This window comes from Kitasatospora sp. NPDC056184 (genome assembly GCF_042268405.1).
In the GTDB taxonomy this organism is placed as follows: Bacteria; Actinomycetota; Actinomycetes; order Streptomycetales; family Streptomycetaceae; genus Kitasatospora.
This window is the reverse complement of record NZ_JBHJUI010000007.1, coordinates 93,137-113,887: the sequence shown is the minus strand read 5'-3', so window position 1 is coordinate 113,887 and position 20,751 is coordinate 93,137. Positions and strand designations below refer to the sequence as shown.

Sequence of the window (20,751 nt, the reverse complement as noted above, 5' to 3'; positions counted from 1 at the left end):
CCTGTTAGCCGACCGCGAGCGGCAGCCCGTCGGTCTCCCGCTCGCGGTCGTGCATCGCGCGCAGGCGGCCGGCCGGGCGGGCGAGGAGCTCGGACCAGCGGCCGCGCTCGACGACCCGGCCGGCGTCCAGGACGAGGACCTCGTCGACGGTGGTGTCGTCGAGACCGGCCAGCCGGTGGGTGATCAGGACGGTGGTGCGGCCGGCGGTGGCGGTGAGCAGGTCGGCGGTGAGGGCGTCGGCGGTGGGCAGGTCGAGGTGCTCGGCGGGCTCGTCCAGGACGAGCACCGGGAAGTCGGCGAGCAGCGCCCGGGCGAGCGCGAGCCGCTGGCGCTGGCCGCCGGAGAGCCGGGCGCCGTGCTCGCCGACCATGGTGTCCAGGCCGTCCGGCAGGGTCTCGGTGAAGTCCAGCAGCCGGGCGGCGGCGAGGGCGGCGCGCAGCTCGTCCTCGCCGGCGTCCGGCCGGGCGAGGCGGAGGTTCTCGCGCAGCGAGCTGTCGAAGACGTGGGCGTCCTGGGCGCAGAGCCCGATCACCCGGCGGACGTCCTCCCCCGCGAGCTCCCGGCTGTCCACAGCCTGTGGACGACCGGCGGCGAGCAGCACGCTCCCGGCGTCCTGGTCGAGGAAACGCAGCAGTGCCTGGGCGAGGGTGGTCTTGCCGGAGCCGGACGGGCCGACCACGGCGACCCGCCGGCCGGCGGCGAGGTCGAGGTCCACGCCGGACAGCGCGTCGGTGCCCTGGCCGGGGTGGCGGGCGGTCAGCCCGCGGACGGCGATCGGCAGCGGCTGCTCGGGCAGGGCCTTCTGCGCGTCCGGTTCGGCGACGGCGGCGGGCGCGTCCAGCACCTCGGCCAGCCGCGCCGAGGCGGCCAGGCTGCGCCGACGGGCCTGGACGGCGAGCGGCATCCCGGTGACGGCCTCGAAGGCGGCCAGCGGGGTGAGCACGACCACCGCCAGGCAGACCGGGGCGAGCGCCCCGGACTCGACGCCGCGCAGGCCGACGGCCGCGGCGGCGGCCACGGTGAGGCCGGTGAGCAGGGTGATCAGCCCGGTGCCGAGCGCGGCGGTGGCGGCCGAGCGGGCGGCCAGCCCGGTCAGCGCGGTGTCGGCGGCGCGGACGGCCGCGAGCCGGCCGGGCAGCGCGCCGGCCACGGTGAGCTCGGCCGTCCCGCTGAACGCGTCCAGCACGGTGGTGGCGAGCCGGCCGCGGGCCGGGGCCTGACGGCGTTCGGCGGCGGCCGACCAGCGGGCGGTCAGCGCGGGCACCACCAGGCCCGCGAGCAGCAGGCCGGCGCCGAGCACCAGCCCCGCGGCGGGCAGGAAGGCGCCCATCGCGAGGGCGGCGGCCAGCGAGACCACCGCGGCCACGGCGGCCGGCAGGCGCCAGCGCAGGTAGTGGTCCTGGACGGCGTCGACGTCGGCGACCAGCCGGGAGAGCAGGTCGCCGCGCCGGAAGGCGGGCAGCGCGGCCGGGGCGAGCGCGGTGAGCCTGCGGTACACGGCGGCGCGCAGCGTGCCGAGGGTGCGCAGCACGGCGTCGTGCGAGACCAGCCGCTCGGCGTAGCGGAAGACGCTGCGGCCGATGCCGAAGGCGCGTACCGAGGTGACCGCCATCATCAGGTAGAGGACCGGAGGCATCTCGGAGGCGTAGGAGATGAGGTAGCCGGAGGTGGCCATCAGCGCGACGGCGCAGCCGAGCGCGAGGGCGCCGAGGAGGACGGAGAGGGCGAGGCGGGGCCTGACCGCGTCCGGGCCGGACGACGGCTCGTCCGCCGGCGCCGGCGGGGTGGGCCGGCCGCGGTGCGCGAGCGCCGGGACGGCCGCCGGGGAGGCCGGGGGAGCGGCCGGGCCGGCCAGCCGGACCCGCCGGTCGGCGGCGGCCAGCAGCGCGGGCCGGTGCGCGACCAGCAGCACGGTGCGCGCCGGGTCGGCGGCCAGCGCCCGGACGGTGTCGACGACGGCCGCCTCGGAGGCGCCGTCCAGGTTGGCGGTGGGCTCGTCGAGCAGCACGAGCGGACGGTCGTCGGCGAGCAGCACCCGGGCGAGCGCGAGCCGCTGGCGCTGCCCGGCGGAGAGCCCGGCGCCGTCCTCGCCGAGGAGGGTGTCCAGCCGGGTGACGAAGTCGAGGGCGTGGGCGGAGCGCAGCGCCGTCCACAGCTGCTCGTCGGTGGCCCCGGGCCGGTAGAGCCGCAGGTTGTCGGCGACGGTGCCGGCGAACAGGTGCGGGTGCTGCGGCACCCAGGCGATCTGCCGCCGCCAGCTCTCCGGTTCCAGGTCGGCCAGGTCGTACGTCCGCCCGTCGGCGGCGGTGATCCGGACGGTGCCGGCGTCCGGGGCGGTGAGGCCGAGCAGCACGCCGAGCAGGGTGGACTTGCCGGCCCCGGACGGGCCGGTGAGCGCGACGGTCCCGCCCGGGGGCAGGGTCAGCGCGGCGCCGTCGAGGGCGGCCGCGGTGCGGTCGGGGAAGCGCACGGTGAGGCCGTCGGCCTCGACGGTGGCCCCGGCGAGGTCGGGCGCGGGCACCGTGCCGGCGGCCGGGAGCGGGGTCTCCAGCACCTCGAAGATCCGGTCGGCGGCGGTCAGGCCCTCGACGCTGGAGTGGTAGAGCGCGCCGACCTGGCGGATCGGGAAGTAGACCTCGGGGGCGAGGATCAGGATCAGCAGCCCGGTCTCCAGGTCGAGGCTGCCGTTCACCAGCCGGAAGCCGATCGAGACGGCGACCAGCGCCACCGAGAGGGTGGAGAGCAGTTCCAGGGCGAAGGAGGAGATGAAGGCGATCCGCAGGGTGCGCAGGGTGGCCCTGCGGTAGTCGGCGGTGATCCGGGCGATGGTGGCGGCCTGGGCGCGGGCCCGGTTGAAGACCTTGAGCGTGGGCAGTCCGGCGACCACGTCCAGGAAGTGGTGGGAGAGCCGGGACAGGGTGCTCCACTGGCGGTCCATCCGGGCCTGGGTGGCCATCCCGATCAGCACCATGAACAGCGGGATCAGCGGCAGGGTGCCGGCGATGATCGCGGCCGAGGTGGCGTCGGCGCCGACGATCCGCAGCAGCACGGCGGCCGGGACGACCACCGCGAGCGCCAGCTGCGGCAGGTAGCGGGCGAAGTAGTCGTCGAGCGCGTCGACGCCCCGGGTGGCGAGGGCGGTGAGCTCGCCGGTGCGCCGGCCCGCCGGGTGGGCCGGACCGAGCGCGGTGGCGTGGTCGAGCAGCCGGCGCCGCAGGGTGGACTTCACCCGGGCGACGGACCGGTGCGCGGTCAGTTCGGTGAGCCAGCCGACCAGCCCGCGCCCGATCGCGGTGAGCACCAGCAGCGCCAGCGGCGCGGTGAGCTCGTCGAGCCCGGCCCGCTGCTGGAAGCCGCGGACCACGAGCTCGGCGATCAGGCCCGCCTGGGCGACCACCAGGGCCGCGTTCGCCGCGCCCAGGAGGACGGTCCCGGCGAGGAAGGCCCGGGTGGTGCGGGCGTACCCGAGGAGTCGGGGGTCGACCGGCTTCACGGCGTCAGGCCTGGTCGAGGGCGGCGGCCGGGTCGTGCCCGGGGATGTGCTGGACACCGATCCGCTTGCGGAACACCCAGTACGTCCAGCCCTGGTAGAGCAGCACGAGCGGGGTGAAGACCACCGCCACGATGGTCATCAGCTTGAGCGTGTAGGCCGAGGAGGCCGCGTTGCTCACGGTCAGGCTCCAGGCCGGGTCGAGCGTGGAGGGCATGACGTCGGGGAAGAGCGAGAGGAAGAGCATGGCCACGGCGGCCACGATCGTCGCGCCCGACAGGACGAACGCCCAGCCCTCGCGGGCGACCTGGTTGGCGGCCAGCGCGCCGACCAGCGCGAGCACCGCGATCACCAGGGCGGCGAGGCTCCAGCCGTTGCCGTGGTCGACCTGGGTCCAGATCAGGAAGACCGCGGCGAGCACCGCCGTCGCCAGACCGGTGCGCAGGGCGGTGGCCCGGGCCCGGTCGCGGATGTCGCCGACCGTCTTGAGCGCGGCGAACACCGAGCCGTGGAAGACGAACAGGACGAGCGTCACCAGGCCGCCGAGCAGCGCGTACGGGTTGAGCAGGTCCCAGAAGCTGCCGACGAAGTTCTTCTGCGCGTCGATGTCGACGCCGCGCACGATGTTGGCGAAGGCGACGCCCCAGAGGAAGGACGGGATCAGCGAGGTCCAGAAGATCGCCTCCTCCCAGCTGCGCTGCCAGCGCGGCTCGGGCCGCTTGGCCCGGTACTCGAAGGCGACGCCGCGGACGATCAGGCAGACCAGGATGATCAGCAGCGGGATGTAGAAGCCGCTGAACAGGGTGGCGTACCAGTCCGGGAAGGCCGCGAAGGTGGCGCCGCCGGCGGTCAGCAGCCAGACCTCGTTGCCGTCCCAGACCGGGCCGATGGTGTTGATCAGCACCCGCCGCTCGGTGGTGTTCCTGGCCAGCGTCTTGGTCAGGACGCCGATGCCGAAGTCGAAGCCCTCCAGGAAGAAGTAGCCGATCCAGAGGACGGCGATCAGGACGAACCAGACGTCGTGAAGTTCCATGGTGTGTCGGTCCTATCGATCCTCAGAGGCCTCAGTAGGCGAAGGCGAGCGGCTTGTCGGCGTCGTCGTCGGAGGCCGGGCCGCGCAGGGACGGATCCTTGGCGGGCGGCTGCTCGTCGGTGGCCGGGCCGGCCTTGGCGTACTTGACCAGCAGCTTGACCTCGATGACGGCGAGGATCGCGTACAGCGCGGTGAAGGTGCACAGCGCGCCGATCTGGGTGCCGACGCTCACGTTGGGCGAGACGGCGCTGGCGGTGGTCATCAGTCCGAAGACCGCCCAGGGCTGGCGGCCCATCTCGGTGAAGATCCAGCCGAAGCTGTTGGCGATCAGCGGGAAGCCCATGGTGAGGATGCCGATCCGCCAGCTCCACTTGGTGAGGAACGGGCCCAGCTCCCGCTTCGGGGTGAGCATCAGCCTCGGCACCTCTTCGTCGCCGGTGCGGAACTCCGGTGCCAGGAAGCGCTTCTTCCGGGTGGTCCAGAGTCCGATCAGGCCGGCCACGAAGGAGGTCATCCCGAAGCCGATCATGAGGCGGAAGCCCCAGTAGGTGACGAAGATGCTCGGGATGTAGTCCTTGGGGTCGCCGCCGTACTTGGCGGCCTCGGCGGCGGCGGTGTCGTTGATGCCGGGGACGGAGGAGCTGAAGTCGCTGTTGGCGAGGAAGGACAGTGCGGCGGGGATCTCCAGCTCGACCGAGTTGTGGCCCTTGCTGACGTCGCCGACCGCGAAGATCGAGAACGGCGCGGGCGCCTTGGTGTCCCAGAGGGCCTCGGCGGCGGCCATCTTCATCGGCTGCTGGCGGAACATGACCTTGGCGAGCTGGTCGCCGCTGAGCGCGGTGCCGAGGCCCGCGATGACGGCGAGGACCAGGCCGAGGCGCAGCGAGGTGCGCATCGCGGCGACCCGCTTGGGGTTGGCGGTCTCCGGCTTGCGCTTGGCCTTCCAGAGGTGGAAGGAGGCGATGCCGACCACGAACGCCGCGCCGGTGAGGAAGGCCGCGGTCAGGGTGTGCAGGACGACGGTGACGGTGGTGTCCTGGAACAGCACCCGCGCGATGTCGTTGAGCTGGGCCTTCCCGGTGGCCGGGTCGATCGCGTAGCCGACCGGGTGCTGCATCCAGGAGTTGGCGGCCAGGATGAAGTAGGCGGAGAGCACGGTGCCGAGCGCGACCATCCAGATGCAGGCGCAGTGCAGCTTCCGGGGCAGCTTGTCCCAGCCGAAGATCCACAGGCCGATGAAGGTCGACTCGAAGAAGAAGGCGATCAGCGCCTCCATCGCGAGCGGGGCGCCGAAGACGTCGCCGACGAAGCGGGAGTAGTCGGACCAGTTCATGCCGAACTGGAACTCCTGGACGATGCCGGTGACCACGCCCATCGCGATGTTGATCAGGAAGAGCTTGCCCCAGAACTTGGTGGCGTGGAAGTACTTCTCCTTGTCCGTCCGCACCCACGCGGTCTCCAGGCCGGCGACGATCGCGGCCAGGCTGATGGTGAGCGGGACGAAGAGGAAGTGGTAGACGGTGGTGATGCCGAATTGCCATCGCGCGATGGTCTCGTGAGCGATTGCCAGTTCCACGTCGCCCTCTCTCCAACCGACCCTGTCGAGGTCACATTTCCGGACAAACTTCATCTATAGCGGGAGACCGCTGCTCAAGCGCGCAAGCTTGTCCGCTTGTGAACGTGAACACGTTCACAAGCATCAGTATCCACCACCCTTACAGGTGATTCACCGGCGGGGTGGGGTTTGACCGGCAGCGATGCCGTGCGCACAGTCTGCGAAGGGGGTCGTCGGACCACAACGAGCGGGCGGGCGCGCGCCGCGGAAAATCTGGACGATCCGTCCATTGACAGCCGTCGGATCATCCAGGACGGCGGATTCGAGGACGCCCCGGTCGCCGACGCCCCGGTCGTCGGCGCCGGGGCCGCTCTCCGGGCCTGCCGACGCCTAGGCCCGGCCGAGGAGCTGGGTGCCGGGGGCGGAGGGGGCGCGGGCGGTGAAGAAGTCGACGAAGCCGCGCAGGAACTCGGCCGCCGTGATGACGCCGTCGCCGTCGGTGTCCAGCCGGCGGAAGCCGTGCGAGAGTTCGGCCGGGTGCACCCGCCGGCCGCCGAACAGCACCCGGTACTCGGCGAAGTCCAGCAGGCCGTCCCCGTCGGCGTCGGCCGCCGTGAACACCGCCCGCAGCGCGGGGAGCAGGCCGCCCTCCAGGTAGGCCGGGTCGCGGTCGCAGCCGGCCAGCGTCGCGGCGACGTACTCGTCCCGGCCGATCCGGCCGTCGCCGTCGGTGTCCATGGTCGACCGCAGCTGCTCCCACCACGCCTCGAACGCGGCGTGCACCCGGTCCTCGCCCTCCTCGGAGAGCTCCAGCTGCCAGCAGACGTTGTGCGCCATCGCCTGCAGGTCGCGGGCCGTCAGCAGGCCGTCGCCGGTCTGGTCGAGGACCTCCCGGAAGAACCGTTCCAGCCGGGGCGGCCGGGTGTCCTGGCGCGGCATCCGCCGGGGGCCGGACGGCGGGCGGACACCGGGGGCGCGGTACCGGTAGCGGTCCGGCAGCCCGGTCAGCACGGCCCGGCCGCCGCGGTGCAGCACCCGGGAGAGCAGTGCGCCGCGGCGGGTGCGGACCAGGCCGAACCGCTCGCGGTACACCGCCGGGAGGTCCGCGACGGTCAGCTCGGTGACCGTCCGGGCCACCACCGACCGCAGCACCCGCCAGCCCACCGGCCCGAGGAAGCGCAGCCGGCGCGGGCAGGGCGCCTCGTGCAGCATGTCGTACAGCAGGTGCCGCACCGTCCCGGTGAACTCCAGCCGCTCGGCGGCCGTCCGCCGCAGGTAGCCGGGCAGCTCGGCGGCGGTCGCGGGCAACTCCCCCGGCGGCAGCCCGAACACCGCCGCGATCTCGGCGAACTCCTGGTAGAGGGCGTCGAGTTCGTCCGCCGTGTACGGATCGCCGCTCAACTCCCGCATGGCGGCCACGGCTTCGAAGAGGGTGAGCAGCACCCAGGCCCGGGTGGCCGGGTCGTGGGCGTCGTACGACCGGCCGTCCTCGGTGGTGCCGCGGATCCGCCGGTGCGCCCGGTCGAGCCGCTGGACCTCGCGCCAGAGCTGCTCCTGGTCGGCCTGGAAGAGCCGCCGCCCGCTGCCGAGGGTGTGCTCGATCCGGCGCCAGGGGTGGCCGCGGTAGGTGGAGTGCTCCTCCATCCCGGCCGCGACCACCGGGTGGGAGGCCTGGAGCACCAGCAGCCGCCAGGCGACGAGCACGATCCGCCACTCGGAGAGGTCCCGGCGGAAGGACACCCCGGGACGTGCTGCCGACGCTTCCGACGCTGCTGACGCTGCCATCCGGGAATCTCCTGGGAGTTGCGGGACCTTCGCGTACGGGCGGGGCCCTTCCCGGCCGTCCGGCGGGGAAACCCGGCGCCGGATTGATCAGACGGTCCTAGTTGGCAGGAGCTGTCAGTTCTGCGAGCTCGGCGAGGTCCGCCGCGTCCAGGCGCAGCGCGGCGGCGGCGACGTTCTCCTCCAGGTGCGCCGGCGAGGAGGTGCCGGGGATCGCCAGGATCGCCGGGGAGAGCGCCAGCAGCCAGGCCACCATCACCTGGGCCCGGGTGGCGCCGTGCCGTTCGGCGACCGCGCGCAGGGCCGGGTGGTCGGGCACACCGGTGCCGCCCAGCGGGTAGAACGGCACGAAGGCGATGCCCCGCCGCGCGCAGTCGGCCAGCAGCCGGTCGTCGGCCTCGTCGTGCTCCAGCACGCTGTACCTGTTCTGCACCGCGACCACCGGGGCGATCGCCTCGGCCTCGGCGAGCCGGGCCGCGTCCACGTTGCTGACGCCCAGCCGTCGGATCAGGCCCTCCTCGCGCAACTCGGCCAGGGCGGCGAAGGGTTCGGCGATCGAGGACTGACTGGGCAGCCGGCGCAGGTAGACCAGGTCGAGCCGCTCCACGCCCAGCTCGCGCAGATTGCGGTGGACCGCCGCGCGCAGCCCGTCCCGGTCGGCCGGGTCCATCCACGCGCCGTCCGGTTCGCGGCCGGGGCCGACCTTGGTGGCGATCACCAGGTCGTCCCGGTAGGGGTGCAGGGCCCGCCGGATCAGGCCGTTGGCGGAGACGTCGCGGAAGAAGTAGAACCAGGCGGTGTCGATGTGGTCGACGCCCAGCTCCACCGCCCGGCGCAGCACCCGCAGGCTCTGCTCGGGGTCGCAGGCGGGGCCGCCCCAGTCGCGGGAGGGCAGCTTCATCGCGCCGAAGCCCATCCGGGAGACGGGCAGCCCGCCGCCCAGGGGGAAGGTGCCGGCGGCGGAGGCATGAGGAGTCGTCGTCATGGCGTTCAGCCTCACCCGGGCTCGCCGGGGCACCGTCCGATCTGGCAGCTTGCTGCCATGAGTACTGATCAGATCATCACCCTGCGCGGCGAACGTGAACTCGTCCAGCGGGCCGGCCACCTCTTCCTCGGCTCGCGCGAGGAGTTCCTGGTCGCCGCCGCCGATCTGATGACCTGGTCGCCGGGCGTCAACGCGGCCTTCCGCGAAGGGAAGCGGCCGCACGTCGTCCCCGGTCTGACCATGCGCAAGCTGTACACCCGGCGCGCCCTCGCCGACCCCGAGCAGCACCGGCGGCTGCGGCGGATCGCCGGCACCGGCATCGAGGTCCGGATCTCCGACGGGCCGATCGCCCGCGAGGCCGTCGTCATCGACCGGCGCACCGCGATCCTGGCCGGCCCACCGGTGCGCGGCGTCCGCTCCTACACCGTGGTGCAGACCCCGGAGGTCGTGGACGGCGTGCGCTCGCTGTTCCGCGCCAGCTGGGAGACCGCCACCGACCTCGCCGACTGCGCCGTCCCGCCGCCCCCGCTGGACGAGCGGGCCCGCCACATCCTGCGCACCCTCGCCGCGGGCCACACCGACGAGGCCGGGGCCCGCCTGCTCGGCGTCTCGCTGCGCACCTACCGCCGCCGGGTCGCCGAGCTCATGACCGCCCTCGGCGCCACCTCCCGCTTCCAGGCCGGCCTCCTCGCCCGGGGCCTGCTGGACGAGGAGGCCGCCCCGGCCGGCCCCCGGTGAGCCCGGCCGGGCTCAGCGCTGGTGGGGGAGTTCGAGGCGGAAGGTGGCGCCGGTGCCGGGGGCGGTGTGGAGGGTGAGGGCGCCGCCGTGGGCGTGGGTGAGGGCGGTGGCGATGGCCAGGCCGAGGCCGGCGCCGCCGCGGCGGTCGTGGCGGCTGCGGGAGGCGTCGACGCGGTAGAAGCGGTGGAAGACCAGGGCGGCCTGGTCGGCGGTGAGGCCGGGGCCCGAGTCGGCGACCTCCAGGAGGCAGAGGCCGCCGTCGGTGCCCACGCCGATCCGCACCGGGGTGCCGGGCGGGGTGTGCTTGACCGCGTTGCCGACCAGGTTGGTGACCACCTGGCGGAGCCGGGCCTCGTCGCCGAGGACCGGCGCGGGACCGGGCGGGCCGCTGCCGGCCGGACCGGTGAGCGCGACCGGGCGGCTCGGGTCCAGCGCGGTGAGGTCGTGCAGGGCGTCGGCGGCGAGCGTGCGCAGGTCCATCGGGGCGAGGTCGAGCGGGCGCTCCTCGTCGAGCCGGGCGAGCACCAGCAGGTCCTCGACCAGGGCGCCCATCCGCACCGCCTCGTTCTCGATCCGGCCCATGGTGCGCCGCACGTCGGCCTCGGTCGGCAGGGCGCCCATCCGGTACAGCTCGGCGAAGCCGCGGATGCCGGCCAGCGGGGTGCGCAGCTCGTGCGAGGCGTCCGCGACGAACCGCCGCATCCGGGCCTCGGACTCCGCGCGGGCGGCGAACGCGGACTCGATCTGCGCCAGCATCCCGTTCAGCGCGATGGAGAGCCGGCCGACCTCGGTGTGCGGCGGGAGGGCGGGCATCCGGTGCGAGAGCTCGCCGGCGGCGATCCGCTGGGCGCCCTCCTCGATCTTGCGCAGCGGCCGCAGCCCGGTGCGGACGGCGAAGAAGCCGAGCGCGGCGATCAGCACCAGGACGGCGCCGCCGATGCCGAGGAAGGCGGTGCGCAGCCGGGCGACGGTGCCGTCGATGTCCTCCCGGGAGACGGCGACCATCACGTACGCGGAGCTGGGCGCGGGCGCGGCGAAGACGCTGGCCGGGGCGCTGGTCTGCCGCTGGACCGGCAGCACCAGCGCCCGCCAGCGGTGCCGGCCGCCGCGCTGGTCGGGCAGGTCGAAGGGGGTGTCGGGGTCGACCCGGGCGGGGTCGAAGCCGGCCAGCTGCGGCGCCGGGTCGTTCTCGGAGACCGGCTGGCGCACCACGAACTGCACCTTGCCGTCGGCGGACAGGTACTGGACCAGGTACTGGCTGGGCAGGGCGGCCAGGTACTGCGGCGTGGAACGCTTGCCGCCGACCGCGGGCAGCTGCTGCTGCTTGGCCTCCGGCCAGTTGAGCCGGGACGGCGCGCGGCGGGCGAGCGGCTCGCCGTAGCGCTCCAGCTGTTCGTCGAGCCGCTGCGCCAGCTGGTGCCGGACGGTGCCGAGCACCACGGTGTCGCTGACCACCAGCCCGGTGGTGACCAGCGCGAGCACCAGCACCAGCAGCCGGGCGCGCAGCGACACCCGGCCGCGGCGCCGCCGCGGGGCGGGGGCCGGCTCCGCGGCGGTCGATTCTGCGGTGGCCACCTGCGGGCCGCTCAGCCCTGCGGCGGGCGGCGCAGGGCGTAGCCGATGCCGCGCACGGTGTGGATCAGCTTGGGCCCGTGCGCCGGACCGGAGTCGAGCTTGCGGCGCAGGTACGAGATGTAGGACTCGACGATGGAGAGGTCCCCGCCGAAGTCGTAGGCCCAGACGTGGTCGAGGATCTGCGCCTTGGAGACCACCCGGCCGACGTTGGCCATCAGGTAGTGCAGCAGTTTGAACTCGGTCGGGGAGAGCGCGACGACACTGCCGCCGCGGGTGACCTCGTGGGCTATCGGATCCAGGACGAGGTCGGCGACGATCAGCCGGCCGTCCTCGGCCGGTCCGCCGGAGCGGCGCAGGATCGCGCGGATCCGGGCGATCAGCTCCTCCAGGCTGAACGGCTTGGTCACGTAGTCGTCGGCGCCGGCGGCGAGGCCCTGGACCTTGTCGCCCACGCCGTCCTTGGCGGTGAGGAAGAGCACCGGCAGGTGGTCGCCGGCGTGGCCGTGGGCGGGGCCGGCGATCAGGCCGCGGCTGGTCTGCTCGCGCAGCCGCCCGACGAGGGTGAAGCCGTCGAGGTCGGGCAGCATCACGTCGAGGACGACCAGGTCGGGGCGGTCCGCGGCGATCAGCCGGAGCGCCTCGGCGCCGGTCGCGGCGGAGGCCACCCGGAAGCCCGAGAAGCGGAGCGAGGCGGACAGCAGTTCGCGGATGTTCGGTTCGTCGTCGACGACGAGGAGGAAGGCCTCCCCCTGCCCGCCGCTGTTCACCGCCGAGGTTCCTGGTGTCGACACAGTGCCTTGCACGGGGGTTCCGCCTCCCGGTCGGACGATGGCGTTCAGCTTGAGGCTAGCCCGGGGAGGCTATGGGCCATCGATGAATGTTGGATTAACACCTTATCGGGCGGTTTTGTCCGTGTGGACCCGCGGGGGGCGGGCCCGGGTGGTGTGCGCACGGTTCCGGCGGCGGGCGGGTGCGCGGCGGCACGCGGTGGCGCGGGAAGGGTGCGCGGCCCGGCCTCCGGAGGAGACGGCCGGGCCGCGCGGGCGTCCGGGGCGGCCGGGTCAGCCGCCGGACGCGGTTCGGGAGGGGGCGGCGGCGGGCCCTCCGCCGGAGCCGGCACCGCCGGCTCCGCCCGCCCCGAAGCCGGCGGTGCCCTCGACCAGCTGGGTCGCGGCGTAGCCGCCGTCGCCGGAGGGGGTGCCCATCACCGTGACGCTCCGGCCGGGCTGCAGGTCGCCGACCTTGCCCTCCTTGCTGAGCTGCACCTTGGTGCTGTCGGCGGTGGTCACCTTGATCGTGTTGCCGTTGGCGTCGGTGAGGTAGACCGTGGTGCCGTCCACGGCCTTGACCGTGCCCCGGGTGAAGCCGCCCTGAGCGCCCTGAGCGGTACCGGTCCCCTGGCCGCCCTGGCCGCCCTGGCCGTTGCGGCGGCTGCCGTTGCCCGCGCCGGGGAAGCCGGTCGCCCCGGCGCCCCGCGGCTGCTGCGCCCCGGAGGCGGTCGTCCGGCCGGAGCCGCCGGCGCGGTCGGAGCCCTGGTCCTTCTGGTACCCGACGCCGCCCGCGAAGGCCGCCGTGGCGATCACCGCCCCGGACAGCACGAGCGGGACCCAGGGCAGCCGGCGGCGCGGCGGGGCGGCCAGCTCGCCGCCGACGTCCCGGGCGTCCGGCGCGGTGGAGAGCAGGGCGACCTGCTCGGCGGGGGTGCGCGGCTCGATCTCGTTGCTCATGGTCCGGTCCTTGGTCACTCGTGGCGGAGGGCGTCGATCGGGCGCAGCGAGGCGGCCCGGTTGGCGGGGTAGCTGCCGAAGAACAGGCCGATGGCGACGGCGATGCCGAACGCCCCGAGCACCGACTCGGGGATCACCACCGGTTCGATGCCGACGATCCTGACGTGCGCGCCGGCGATCCCGACCAGCACGCCCAGCCCGGCACCGACCACCGACAGCAGGGTGGCCTCGGTGAGGAACTGCCCGAGGATCACCCCGCGCGGGGCGCCGAGCGCCTTGCGGATGCCGATCTCCCTGGTCCGCTCGGTGACCGTGACCAGCATGATGTTGGTGATGCCGATCCCGCCGACCAGCAGCGAGATCGCGGCCACCGCGCCGAGCAGCACCGTGAAGGTCTTCGTGGTCGACTCACGGGCGCTGAGCAGCGAGGCCTGGCTGCTGATCCGGAAGTCCGCCTTGCTCGGGTCGGCGATGGCGTGCGTGCCGAGCAGGACGCGGGTGATCTCGGACTGGGCCGCGGCGGTGCTGTCCGCCGAACCGGCCTGGACCAGGATCTGGTTGACCGAGCCGAAGCCGGTGAACGCGTTCTGCACCGTCGGCAGCGGGGCGATCAGCACGTCGTCCGGGTCGGTGAACCCGGTGCCGCCCTTGGCCCGCAGCACGCCGACCACGGTGAACGGGGTCCCGCCGACGGTGATCGACCGGCCGACCGGGTCGGCCCCGGCGAACAGCTGCCGGGCGGTGGTCGCTCCGAGCACCGCCACCTTGCGGGAGTTCAGGACGTCGTCCTCGGTGAAGTACTCGCCGTGCTCCACCTTCTGGTTGGCGGTCTCGAAGTACGCCGGGTAGGTGCCCACGATCGAGCCGGGGCTGTAGGAGATGTCCCCGTACAGCGCGGTGCCGCTCGCCGTCACCACCGGCGCCACCGACCGGACGGCCTCGGCGTCCGTCCCGGTGGCCAGCGCCTTGGCGTCGGCCACGGTCAGCTTCCTGGCGGTGCCGGCCGAGCGGGCACCGCCGGTGGCGGAGCCGGACGTCACGGTGAGCGCGTTGGTGCCGAGCGAGGTGATCGACTCCTTGACCGCGACCGAGGAGCCGTTGCCGACGGCCAGCAGCAGGATCACCGCGGCGACGCCGATCAGCACCCCCAGCATGGTGAGCGCGGAGCGCACCTTGTTGGCGGCCAGGCCGCCGGCGGCGAAGCGGAGCGTCTGCCAGAGGATCACGCCGGCACCCCCGCCCGGAGCAGGGCGGGCGGCGGCCCGTCCACCGGGGCCTGCCGGACGTCGGCGACGATCGCGCCGTCGACCAGCCGCAGCACCCGCTTGGCGTGCCGGGCGACCTCGTCCTCGTGGGTGATCAGCACGACCGTGCGGCCGGTGGCGTTGAGGCCGTCGACGAGCGCCAGCACCTCCTCGGTGGAGCGGCTGTCCAGGTTGCCGGTGGGCTCGTCGGCGAGCAGCATCGCGGGCGCGGTGACCAGCGCCCGGGCCACCGCGACGCGCTGCTGCTGGCCGCCGGAGAGCTCGCCCGGCTTGTGGCCGGAGCGCTCGGCCAGGCCGACCAGGGAGAGCGCGGCGAGCGCCCGGCGGCGGCGCTCGGCGGACCGCACGCCCGCGTAGGCGAGCGGCAGCTCGACCTGGGCCAGCGCGGTGGTGCGGGGAACGAGGTTGAAGGACTGGAAGACGAAGCCGATCTTGCGGTTGCGGACCAGCGCGAGCTGCTGCTCGTCGAGGTGGCCGACGTCGATGCCGTCCAGCAGGTAGCGGCCGGAGGTCGGCACGTCGAGGCAGCCGAGGATGTTCATCAGGGTGGACTTGCCGGAGCCGGAGCTGCCCATCACGGCGACGTAGTCGCCCTGTTCGACGTCCAGGTCGACGCCCGGCGGGGCGCCGGTGGCCGGGTCGACGGGGCCGCGCAGCGCGTGGACGGTGGCGTCGCCGTGGCCGTAGGACTTGGTCAGGCTGCGGATCCTGATCACCGGGGCCGGGGCCTCGGGGCGGGCGGGGAGGCGGTGCGGCATCAGCGGCCACCGACCCGTCCGGCGCCCGCGCCGCCGGCGCCGCCCGCACCGCCCGTGCCGCCCGTGCCGCCGCCGATCCCGGCCACGCCGGCGCCGGCCCGGTTGCCGCCGGTCCCCGGGAAGGAGCCGTTGGGGAAGCCGTTCGAGCCGCTGGTGGAGGCCAGTTCGACCGTGTCGCCCTCGGCCAGCCCGGAGAGCACCTGAACGGTGGTGTCGCCCTCGACGCCCACCTCGACGGTGACCCGCTCGGTGCCGCCGTCGGCGTGCACCACGGTGGCGGTCCGGCTCGCGCCGGTGCCGGACAGCGCGGCGGTGGGCAGCGAGAGGGCGTTGTCCGCCTCCCCGGTGACCACCGAGACGGTCGCGCTCAGACCGGTGCGCAGCTTGCCGACGTCCCCGGAGAGCTGCAGCGTCGCCGCGTACTGGACGGCGGACGACCCCCCGCCGGAACCGCTCACCGGCAGCGGGCTGACCGACAGCACGGAGGCGTTGAACGTGCTGTCGGACTGCGCGTTCAGGGTGACGGTGGCGGCCTCGCCCTTCTTCAGCTTGAGCGAGTCCAGCTCGGAGAAGTTGGCGGTGACCTGCATCCCGGTCGGGTTGGTCAGCACGATGAAGCCGCTCGGGGCGGTGGAGGAGCCGGTCGAAGACTTGGTCCCGGACGAGGCCGAGGAGGAGCCGCCGCCGGTCGAGCCGACCGTGTCGCCGGCCTTGCCCGCCACCGAGGCGACCGTGCCGTCCACCGAGGCGGTGAGCGTCGTCCCGGCCAGCGCCGCCCGGGCGTTGGCGAGGTTGGTCTGCGCGGTGGCGAGCTGCTGCTCGGCCTGGGCGACCGCCGCGTCGTCGACCTTGGTGGTGCTGATGGTGGTGGTCTGCGGCTCGGGCACGGTGTTCTGCGCCGCCGGGGCGGTGGCCTGCGCGGACGGGCCGGTCTGCGCGGAGGGGTCGGACTGCTGGGAGGGGCCGGACTGCGCGGAGGGGTCGGACTGCGGGGCGGACGTACTGCTCCCGCCCGCCCCGCGTCCGCTCGACCCGGCCGAGCCGGACGAGCCGCTGGACTTGGCCGGCAGCTGCTGGACGGTGGTGGTGGTGACCCCCGCCCGGGCCTTGGCCAGGTTGACCGTGGCGGTGTTCAGCGCGGCCTGCGCGGCGTCCACCTGCTGCTGGGCCGAGGTGGTGTCGACGGTGGCGAGCACCTGTCCCTTGGCCACCGTGTCACCGACGGCGACCTCGACGGCCGTGAGCCGCCCTCCGGTGGTGAAGTCCTGGGCCGCGTCGGTGGGCGAGGCCAGGGTGCCGGTTCCGGACACCGTGGCCAGGACCGTGCCCCTGGCCACGGTCGCCGTCCGGACCGGGGCCTTGGCGGCCGCCCTGTCCGTGCCGTCGTCCAGCACCGTGTACGCCAGCGCGGCGGCACCGATCAGGGCCACGCCGAGCGCGGAGTTGACGAGGACCGCGCCTCGCCGTCGCGGGAACACCTTCATGGCGGACAGCATCCCGGGGCGCTCTTGCACCGCCCTGGACACCGCCTGGGAGATGGCTGACCGCCCGAACCGGGCATATGTCCACGGTTCGCCCGCCGCCGGGCGCCGCCTTGGCGGCCGCCGGGTCCGCCGTTGACCGACCTCCCAGCCGCCTCCCAGGAACCCCCAGGCACTCCTGATCCACCGGGCCCTGGTCCACCGGACCCTGATCCACCGGGCCCTGGTCCACCGGACCCTGATCCACCGGGCCCTGGTCCACCGGACCCGCCGCCGGCCCCCGGAAACGCCGCGGCGGAGCAGGCCGCCCCGTCGGGCCGCCCGCTCCGCCGCGTGCCGGAGCAGGGGTCACAGCTCCTTGCGGAACGCCTCCGCCACCGCGAGGAAGATCGAGTTGCCCTCGACCTCGCCGATCGAGATCCGCACGCCCTCCGGGAACGGCCGGACGATCACCCCGGCCTCGGCGCACGCCGCCGCGAAGTCCTGCGAGCGCTCGCCCAGCTCCAGCCAGACGAAGTTGGCCTGCGAGTCCGGGATCTCCCAGCCCTGGGCGCGCAGCCCGGCCACCACCCGGGTCCGCTCCTCCACCAGCGCGTCCACCCGGACCATCAGGGCGTCCTCGGCGCGCAGCGAGGCGACGGCGGCGTCCTGGGCGAGCTGGGTGACGCCGAACGGCACCGCGGTCTTGCGCAGCGCGCCCGCGACCGGCTCGTGCGCGATCGCGAAGCCGACCCGCATCCCGGCCAGGCCGTAGGCCTTGGAGAAGGTCCGCAGCACGCAGACGTTCGGGCGGTCCCGGTAGAGGTCGATGCCGTTGGGCACCTCGGGGTCGCGGATGAACTCGATGTACGCCTCGTCGACGACGATCAGCACGTCGGACGGGACGGCGTCCAGGAAGCGCTCCAGCTCGGCGCGGTGGATCACGTTGCCGGTGGGGTTGTTGGGGTTGCAGACGAAGATCAGCCGGGTCCGCTCGGTGACGGCGGCGAGCATCGCGTCCAGGTCGTGGTCCCCGCCGGCGGTCAGCGGCACCGGGACCGGGGTCGCGCCGGCGATCTGGGTGATGATCGGGTAGGCCTCGAAGGAGCGCCAGGCGAAGATCACCTCGTCGCCGGGGCCGGCGGTGGCGAGGATCAGCGACTGGGCGACGCCGACCGAGCCGGTGCCGGTGGCGATGTGCTCGGCCGGCACGTCGAAGTGCTCGGCCAGCACGGCGGTCAGCTCGGTGGCGGCCATGTCGGGGTAGCGGTTGAGCTTGCCGGCCGCCGCCACCGCCGTCTCCAGCACGCCGGGGAGCGGCTCGTAGGGGTTCTCGTTGGACGACAGCTTGTACGCGTCGGCGCCGGCGGGCTTGCCGGGCTTGTAGGTGGGGATGCCGTCCAGGGTCGGCCTGAGGCGGGGGCCCTGTGCTGCGGTCACGGTCGGTCTCCTTCTGTCTTTCCCGCTGCGTTCGCCCGCCACGGTCGGGATCGCCGCCGTGCCCGGGATCTGGGAACGCACCCGGTCCACCCCGGTCGGGTGCCCTGAACGATACCGATCAGCACTCACCCGTAGGAGTGAGATGCCCGGTCGGGCTACAGGTGCAGATCAGCCATTCTGCCGGGTTCCTTTGGCACATGTCAGAGGTAAACCGGCTGGTTTCGTCCGGGGATCGAAGGGGCGCGCGCGGGCTCACTCATGGAGAAACGTATCTCCACAGGCTCCCAATGCGCCGGTCACAGACCCTTGTCAGGAGCCATACGATCGGTCCGCCATGACAGCAGCAGCCAACCAGAGCGGTCGGCGTCCCACCACCTCACGGCGTCTGGAGCGGGCCGGCATCCGGGATGTGGCAGCAGCCGCCGGAGTGTCGATCACCACCGTCTCCGACGCGCTGAACGGGAAGGGCCGCCTGCCCGACGAGACCAGAAGCCGGGTGCGCGAAGTCGCCGAGCGCCTCGGTTACCGCCCCTCGGCGGCCGCACGGACCCTGCGCACCGGACGGTCCGGCCTGATCGGGCTGACCGTCACCACCTACGGCGAAGAGCCGTTCACCTTCACCGAGTTCGCCTACTTCGCCGAGATGGCCCGGGCCGCCACCAGCGCCGCCCTGGGCCGCGGCTACGCGCTGGTGGTGCTGCCCGCCTCCTCCCGCCACGACGTCTGGGGCAACATCGCCCTGGACGGCACCGTGGTGATCGACCCGCCCGACCAGGACCCCCTGGTCAGCGAGCTGTACCGGTCCGGCGTCCCGGTGGTCAGCGACGGCAAGCCGGGCAACTGCCCGGTCACCGCCTGGGTCGACAACGACCACGAGGCCGCCGTGCTCGGCATCCTCGACCACCTCTCCGAGGCCGGCGCCCGCCGGATCGGCCTGCTCACCGGCACCAGCACCGACACCTACACCCGGCTCTCCACCGAGGCCTACCTCGGCTGGTGCGCCAAGGTCGGCCAGGAGCCGGTCTACGAGACCTACCCCGCGCACGACCCGGCCGCCGGCGCCGTCGCCGCCGACCGGCTGCTCGCCCGACCCGACCGGCCGGACGCCGTCTACGGCCTCTTCGACCCCAACGGCACCGACCTGCTCGCCGCCGCCCGCCGCTACGGGCTGCGGGTGCCCGACGACCTGCTGCTGGTCTGCTGCAGCGAGAGCGACGTGTACGCGACCACCGAGCCGCCCATCACCACCCTGTCGCTCAAGCCGCGGCGGATCGGCACCACCGTGGTCAACCTGCTGATCGACGCCATCGAGGGGGTGGACTCCGGCACCGGCGTCGACATCGCCCGGCTCTTCCCGCCGCGGTTCCGCACCGCCGGAACCGGCCCGCCGCCCGGCACCCTGATGCCCACCGAACTCATCGTCCGGGCCTCCTCCCAACGGCGGAGCCCGCGCACCACGGTCAGCCCGCCCCGCCCGCCGGGCGAGGTGTGACCCCGGGCCGCACCCCCGGGTGTGTGGCCCACCCCCCTGCCGAGTCGGGACAAATCGGACCTGACGGACCGACCGGCTGACGCTCCGGAGGATTGGATACCCACCAGGTGACGACGCCGGGAGAGTGGTCTTCCTATGATGGGCGAATGACACCCGAGGACCGCTTCCCCGGGCCTGAACACCCGGACTCAGGCCCACGCCACCAGCCGGACCTCGACGTGCTGCCGTACGGCACCTATTACGAACCCGAACCCGTCGCCGACTACTCCGGGGGCGGCTACGAGGCCGAGACCTACAGCGGCTACGGCGGCGCCCGCTACCTCGAACAGCACTGGCCGGCCGCCGGCCCCGAGCACGGCCACACCGTGCACGCCCAGAGCGGCGGCGACGACCCGCCGACCATCGAGCTCGGCCCCCCGCTCACCGAACCCGCCCTGCCCTACCACCCGTACCCGGCCCCCGGCCCCGGCGAGCCGCCCGGCCCGCTCTACGTGGTCGGGGACGTGCACGGCTACCTCGACGAGCTCCGCGCCGAGCTGCGCCACCAGGGCCTGATCGACGCCGACGGCCACTGGTCGGCCGGCCGCTCCCGGATCTGGTTCCTCGGCGACTTCACCGACCGCGGCCCGGACGGCATCGGCGTCATCGACCTGGTCATGCAGCTCGCCGCCGAGGCGGCCGCGGCCGGCGGCTACTGCCGTGCCCTGATGGGCAATCACGAACTGCTCTTCCTGGGCGCCGCCCGGTACGGCGACGAGCCGGTCCAGTCCACCGCCGGCACCGCCTCCTTCCTCGCCGCCTGGCGGCTCAACGGAGGCCAGCAGAACGACCTGGACCGCCTGGAGGCGCACCACATCAGCTGGCTCTCCCGGCTCCCGGCGGTCGCCCTGGAGGACGGCCACCTGCTGCTGCACTCCGACACCACCGCGTACCTGGAGTACGGCGAGTCCATCGCCGAGGTCAACGACGCCGTCCACGACCTGCTCGCGGACGAGGGCGTCGACGAGTGGTGGGACTGCTTCCGCCGGTTCACCAAGCGCTTCGCCTTCCGCGGCGACGCCGGCCCGATGGCCGTCCGCGAGCTGCTGGACACCTACGGCGGCGCGCGCGTCGTGCACGGGCACAGCCCGATCCCGTACCTCACCGGCGCGGTGCACGCCGACGACGGCATGCCGCCGCACGTCCCGGGCCCGTACGTCTACGCGGACGAACTGGCCGTCGCCATGGACGGCGGCGTGACGATGGAGGGCCGGCTGCTGGTCTCCCGCCTCCCGGTCTGACCCGCGGGGCCCGGCCCGCCCCGGGGCTGCTCCGGGGCTACTCGGGGGCCGTCACCGAGTCGGCCGCCGAGTCCGCCGCCGCCCGGACGAACGCCCTGTGCACCCCTCCCGTCATTCAGTCCGGCTCAATGATCGTTCACCGACCGCCCCTTGATGGGACCGGCCGCCCGG

The 20,751-nt window shown here is 74.0% G+C and carries 15 protein-coding genes; 3 read left to right on the top strand and 12 right to left on the bottom strand.

All coding sequences use genetic code 11. The features are described 5' to 3' along the window. Positions 1–4: 4 nt before the first annotated feature. The 5 genes from cydD to ACFC0B_RS16350 form a co-directional block, all read right to left on the bottom strand. The gene (gene cydD / locus ACFC0B_RS16370; RefSeq protein WP_376086481.1) at positions 5–3,493 is read right to left on the bottom strand and encodes a thiol reductant ABC exporter subunit CydD; all 3,489 of its coding nucleotides are present in this window, start codon (positions 3,491–3,493) and stop codon (positions 5–7) included. Between the two features lie 4 nt (positions 3,494–3,497). After that, positions 3,498–4,523 carry a cytochrome d ubiquinol oxidase subunit II gene (cydB, locus tag ACFC0B_RS16365; protein WP_376086480.1) on the bottom strand — a complete coding sequence of 342 codons (1,026 nt, stop codon included), beginning with the start codon at positions 4,521–4,523 and terminating at the stop codon, positions 3,498–3,500. Positions 4,524–4,554: 31 nt separating this feature from the next. Further along, positions 4,555–6,099, bottom strand: a complete 1,545-nt coding sequence (locus ACFC0B_RS16360; RefSeq protein WP_376086479.1) for a cytochrome ubiquinol oxidase subunit I — start codon at positions 6,097–6,099, stop codon at positions 4,555–4,557. Between the two features lie 369 nt (positions 6,100–6,468). Continuing rightward, a complete protein-coding gene (locus ACFC0B_RS16355) occupies positions 6,469–7,863 on the bottom strand; it encodes an oxygenase MpaB family protein (RefSeq protein ID WP_376086478.1) in 1,395 nt (464 codons plus the stop codon). Positions 7,864–7,960: 97 nt separating this feature from the next. Next, on the bottom strand, positions 7,961–8,845 hold the full coding sequence (locus ACFC0B_RS16350; RefSeq protein WP_376086477.1) for an oxidoreductase: 885 nt from the start codon (positions 8,843–8,845) through the stop codon (positions 7,961–7,963). A 57-nt stretch (positions 8,846–8,902) separates the two neighbouring features. Here ACFC0B_RS16350 and ACFC0B_RS16345 point away from each other — a divergent pair, with 57 nt between their 5' ends. Further along, positions 8,903–9,583, top strand: a complete 681-nt coding sequence (locus tag ACFC0B_RS16345; protein WP_376086476.1) for a DNA-binding response regulator — start codon at positions 8,903–8,905, stop codon at positions 9,581–9,583. Between the two features lie 12 nt (positions 9,584–9,595). On the opposite strand, the gene ACFC0B_RS16340 is transcribed toward ACFC0B_RS16345, so the two are convergent. The 7 genes from ACFC0B_RS16340 to hisC all read right to left on the bottom strand — a co-directional run bounded on the left by ACFC0B_RS16340 (position 9,596) and on the right by hisC (position 17,808). Then, entirely contained in the window at positions 9,596–11,158 is a 1,563-nt protein-coding gene (locus tag ACFC0B_RS16340; protein ID WP_376086475.1) for a sensor histidine kinase, read from the bottom strand. Positions 11,159–11,169: 11 nt separating this feature from the next. Continuing rightward, positions 11,170–11,925 carry a response regulator transcription factor gene (locus tag ACFC0B_RS16335; protein ID WP_376086474.1) on the bottom strand — a complete coding sequence of 252 codons (756 nt, stop codon included), beginning with the start codon at positions 11,923–11,925 and terminating at the stop codon, positions 11,170–11,172. A gap of 294 nt (positions 11,926–12,219) precedes the next feature. Continuing rightward, complete coding sequence (locus ACFC0B_RS16330; RefSeq protein ID WP_376086473.1) at positions 12,220–12,885, bottom strand: hypothetical protein; 666 nt, start codon at positions 12,883–12,885, stop codon at positions 12,220–12,222. Positions 12,886–12,899: 14 nt separating this feature from the next. Further along, positions 12,900–14,111, bottom strand: a complete 1,212-nt coding sequence (locus tag ACFC0B_RS16325) for an ABC transporter permease (RefSeq protein WP_376086472.1) — start codon at positions 14,109–14,111, stop codon at positions 12,900–12,902. Beyond that, positions 14,108–14,908 (bottom strand): ABC transporter ATP-binding protein, encoded by an 801-nt coding sequence (locus tag ACFC0B_RS16320; protein ID WP_376086471.1) that lies wholly within the window; start codon positions 14,906–14,908, stop codon positions 14,108–14,110. Before ACFC0B_RS16320 ends, ACFC0B_RS16325 begins: the two co-directional genes overlap by 4 nt. Beyond that, positions 14,908–16,392, bottom strand: a complete 1,485-nt coding sequence (locus ACFC0B_RS16315; protein WP_376086470.1) for an efflux RND transporter periplasmic adaptor subunit — start codon at positions 16,390–16,392, stop codon at positions 14,908–14,910. The genes ACFC0B_RS16320 and ACFC0B_RS16315 overlap by 1 nt, the downstream gene beginning before the upstream one ends. 345 nt (positions 16,393–16,737) lie before the next feature. Beyond that, the gene (hisC, locus tag ACFC0B_RS16310) at positions 16,738–17,808 is read right to left on the bottom strand and encodes a histidinol-phosphate transaminase (RefSeq protein ID WP_376086469.1); all 1,071 of its coding nucleotides are present in this window, start codon (positions 17,806–17,808) and stop codon (positions 16,738–16,740) included. A gap of 334 nt (positions 17,809–18,142) precedes the next feature. Between hisC and ACFC0B_RS16305 the strand changes: the two genes are divergently transcribed. Both ACFC0B_RS16305 and ACFC0B_RS16300 read left to right on the top strand, forming a co-directional pair. Beyond that, the gene (locus tag ACFC0B_RS16305) at positions 18,143–19,300 is read left to right on the top strand and encodes a LacI family DNA-binding transcriptional regulator (protein ID WP_078879728.1); all 1,158 of its coding nucleotides are present in this window, start codon (positions 18,143–18,145) and stop codon (positions 19,298–19,300) included. Positions 19,301–19,446: 146 nt separating this feature from the next. After that, positions 19,447–20,580, top strand: a complete 1,134-nt coding sequence (locus ACFC0B_RS16300) for a metallophosphoesterase (protein WP_376086468.1) — start codon at positions 19,447–19,449, stop codon at positions 20,578–20,580. Positions 20,581–20,751 lie beyond the last annotated feature (171 nt).

Coding starts and splice junctions, on each gene's coding strand:
- cydB (WP_376086480.1), bottom strand. CDS start 4,523: ATGGAACTTCACGACGTCTGGTTCGTCCTGATCGCCGTCCTCTGGATC.
- ACFC0B_RS16355 (WP_376086478.1), bottom strand. CDS start 7,863: ATGGCAGCGTCAGCAGCGTCGGAAGCGTCGGCAGCACGTCCCGGGGTG.
- ACFC0B_RS16350 (WP_376086477.1), bottom strand. CDS start 8,845: ATGACGACGACTCCTCATGCCTCCGCCGCCGGCACCTTCCCCCTGGGC.
- ACFC0B_RS16345 (WP_376086476.1), top strand. CDS start 8,903: ATGAGTACTGATCAGATCATCACCCTGCGCGGCGAACGTGAACTCGTC.
- ACFC0B_RS16330 (WP_376086473.1), bottom strand. CDS start 12,885: ATGAGCAACGAGATCGAGCCGCGCACCCCCGCCGAGCAGGTCGCCCTG.
- ACFC0B_RS16320 (WP_376086471.1), bottom strand. CDS start 14,908: ATGCCGCACCGCCTCCCCGCCCGCCCCGAGGCCCCGGCCCCGGTGATC.
- ACFC0B_RS16315 (WP_376086470.1), bottom strand. CDS start 16,392: ATGAAGGTGTTCCCGCGACGGCGAGGCGCGGTCCTCGTCAACTCCGCG.
- ACFC0B_RS16305 (WP_078879728.1), top strand. CDS start 18,143: ATGACAGCAGCAGCCAACCAGAGCGGTCGGCGTCCCACCACCTCACGG.
- ACFC0B_RS16300 (WP_376086468.1), top strand. CDS start 19,447: ATGACACCCGAGGACCGCTTCCCCGGGCCTGAACACCCGGACTCAGGC.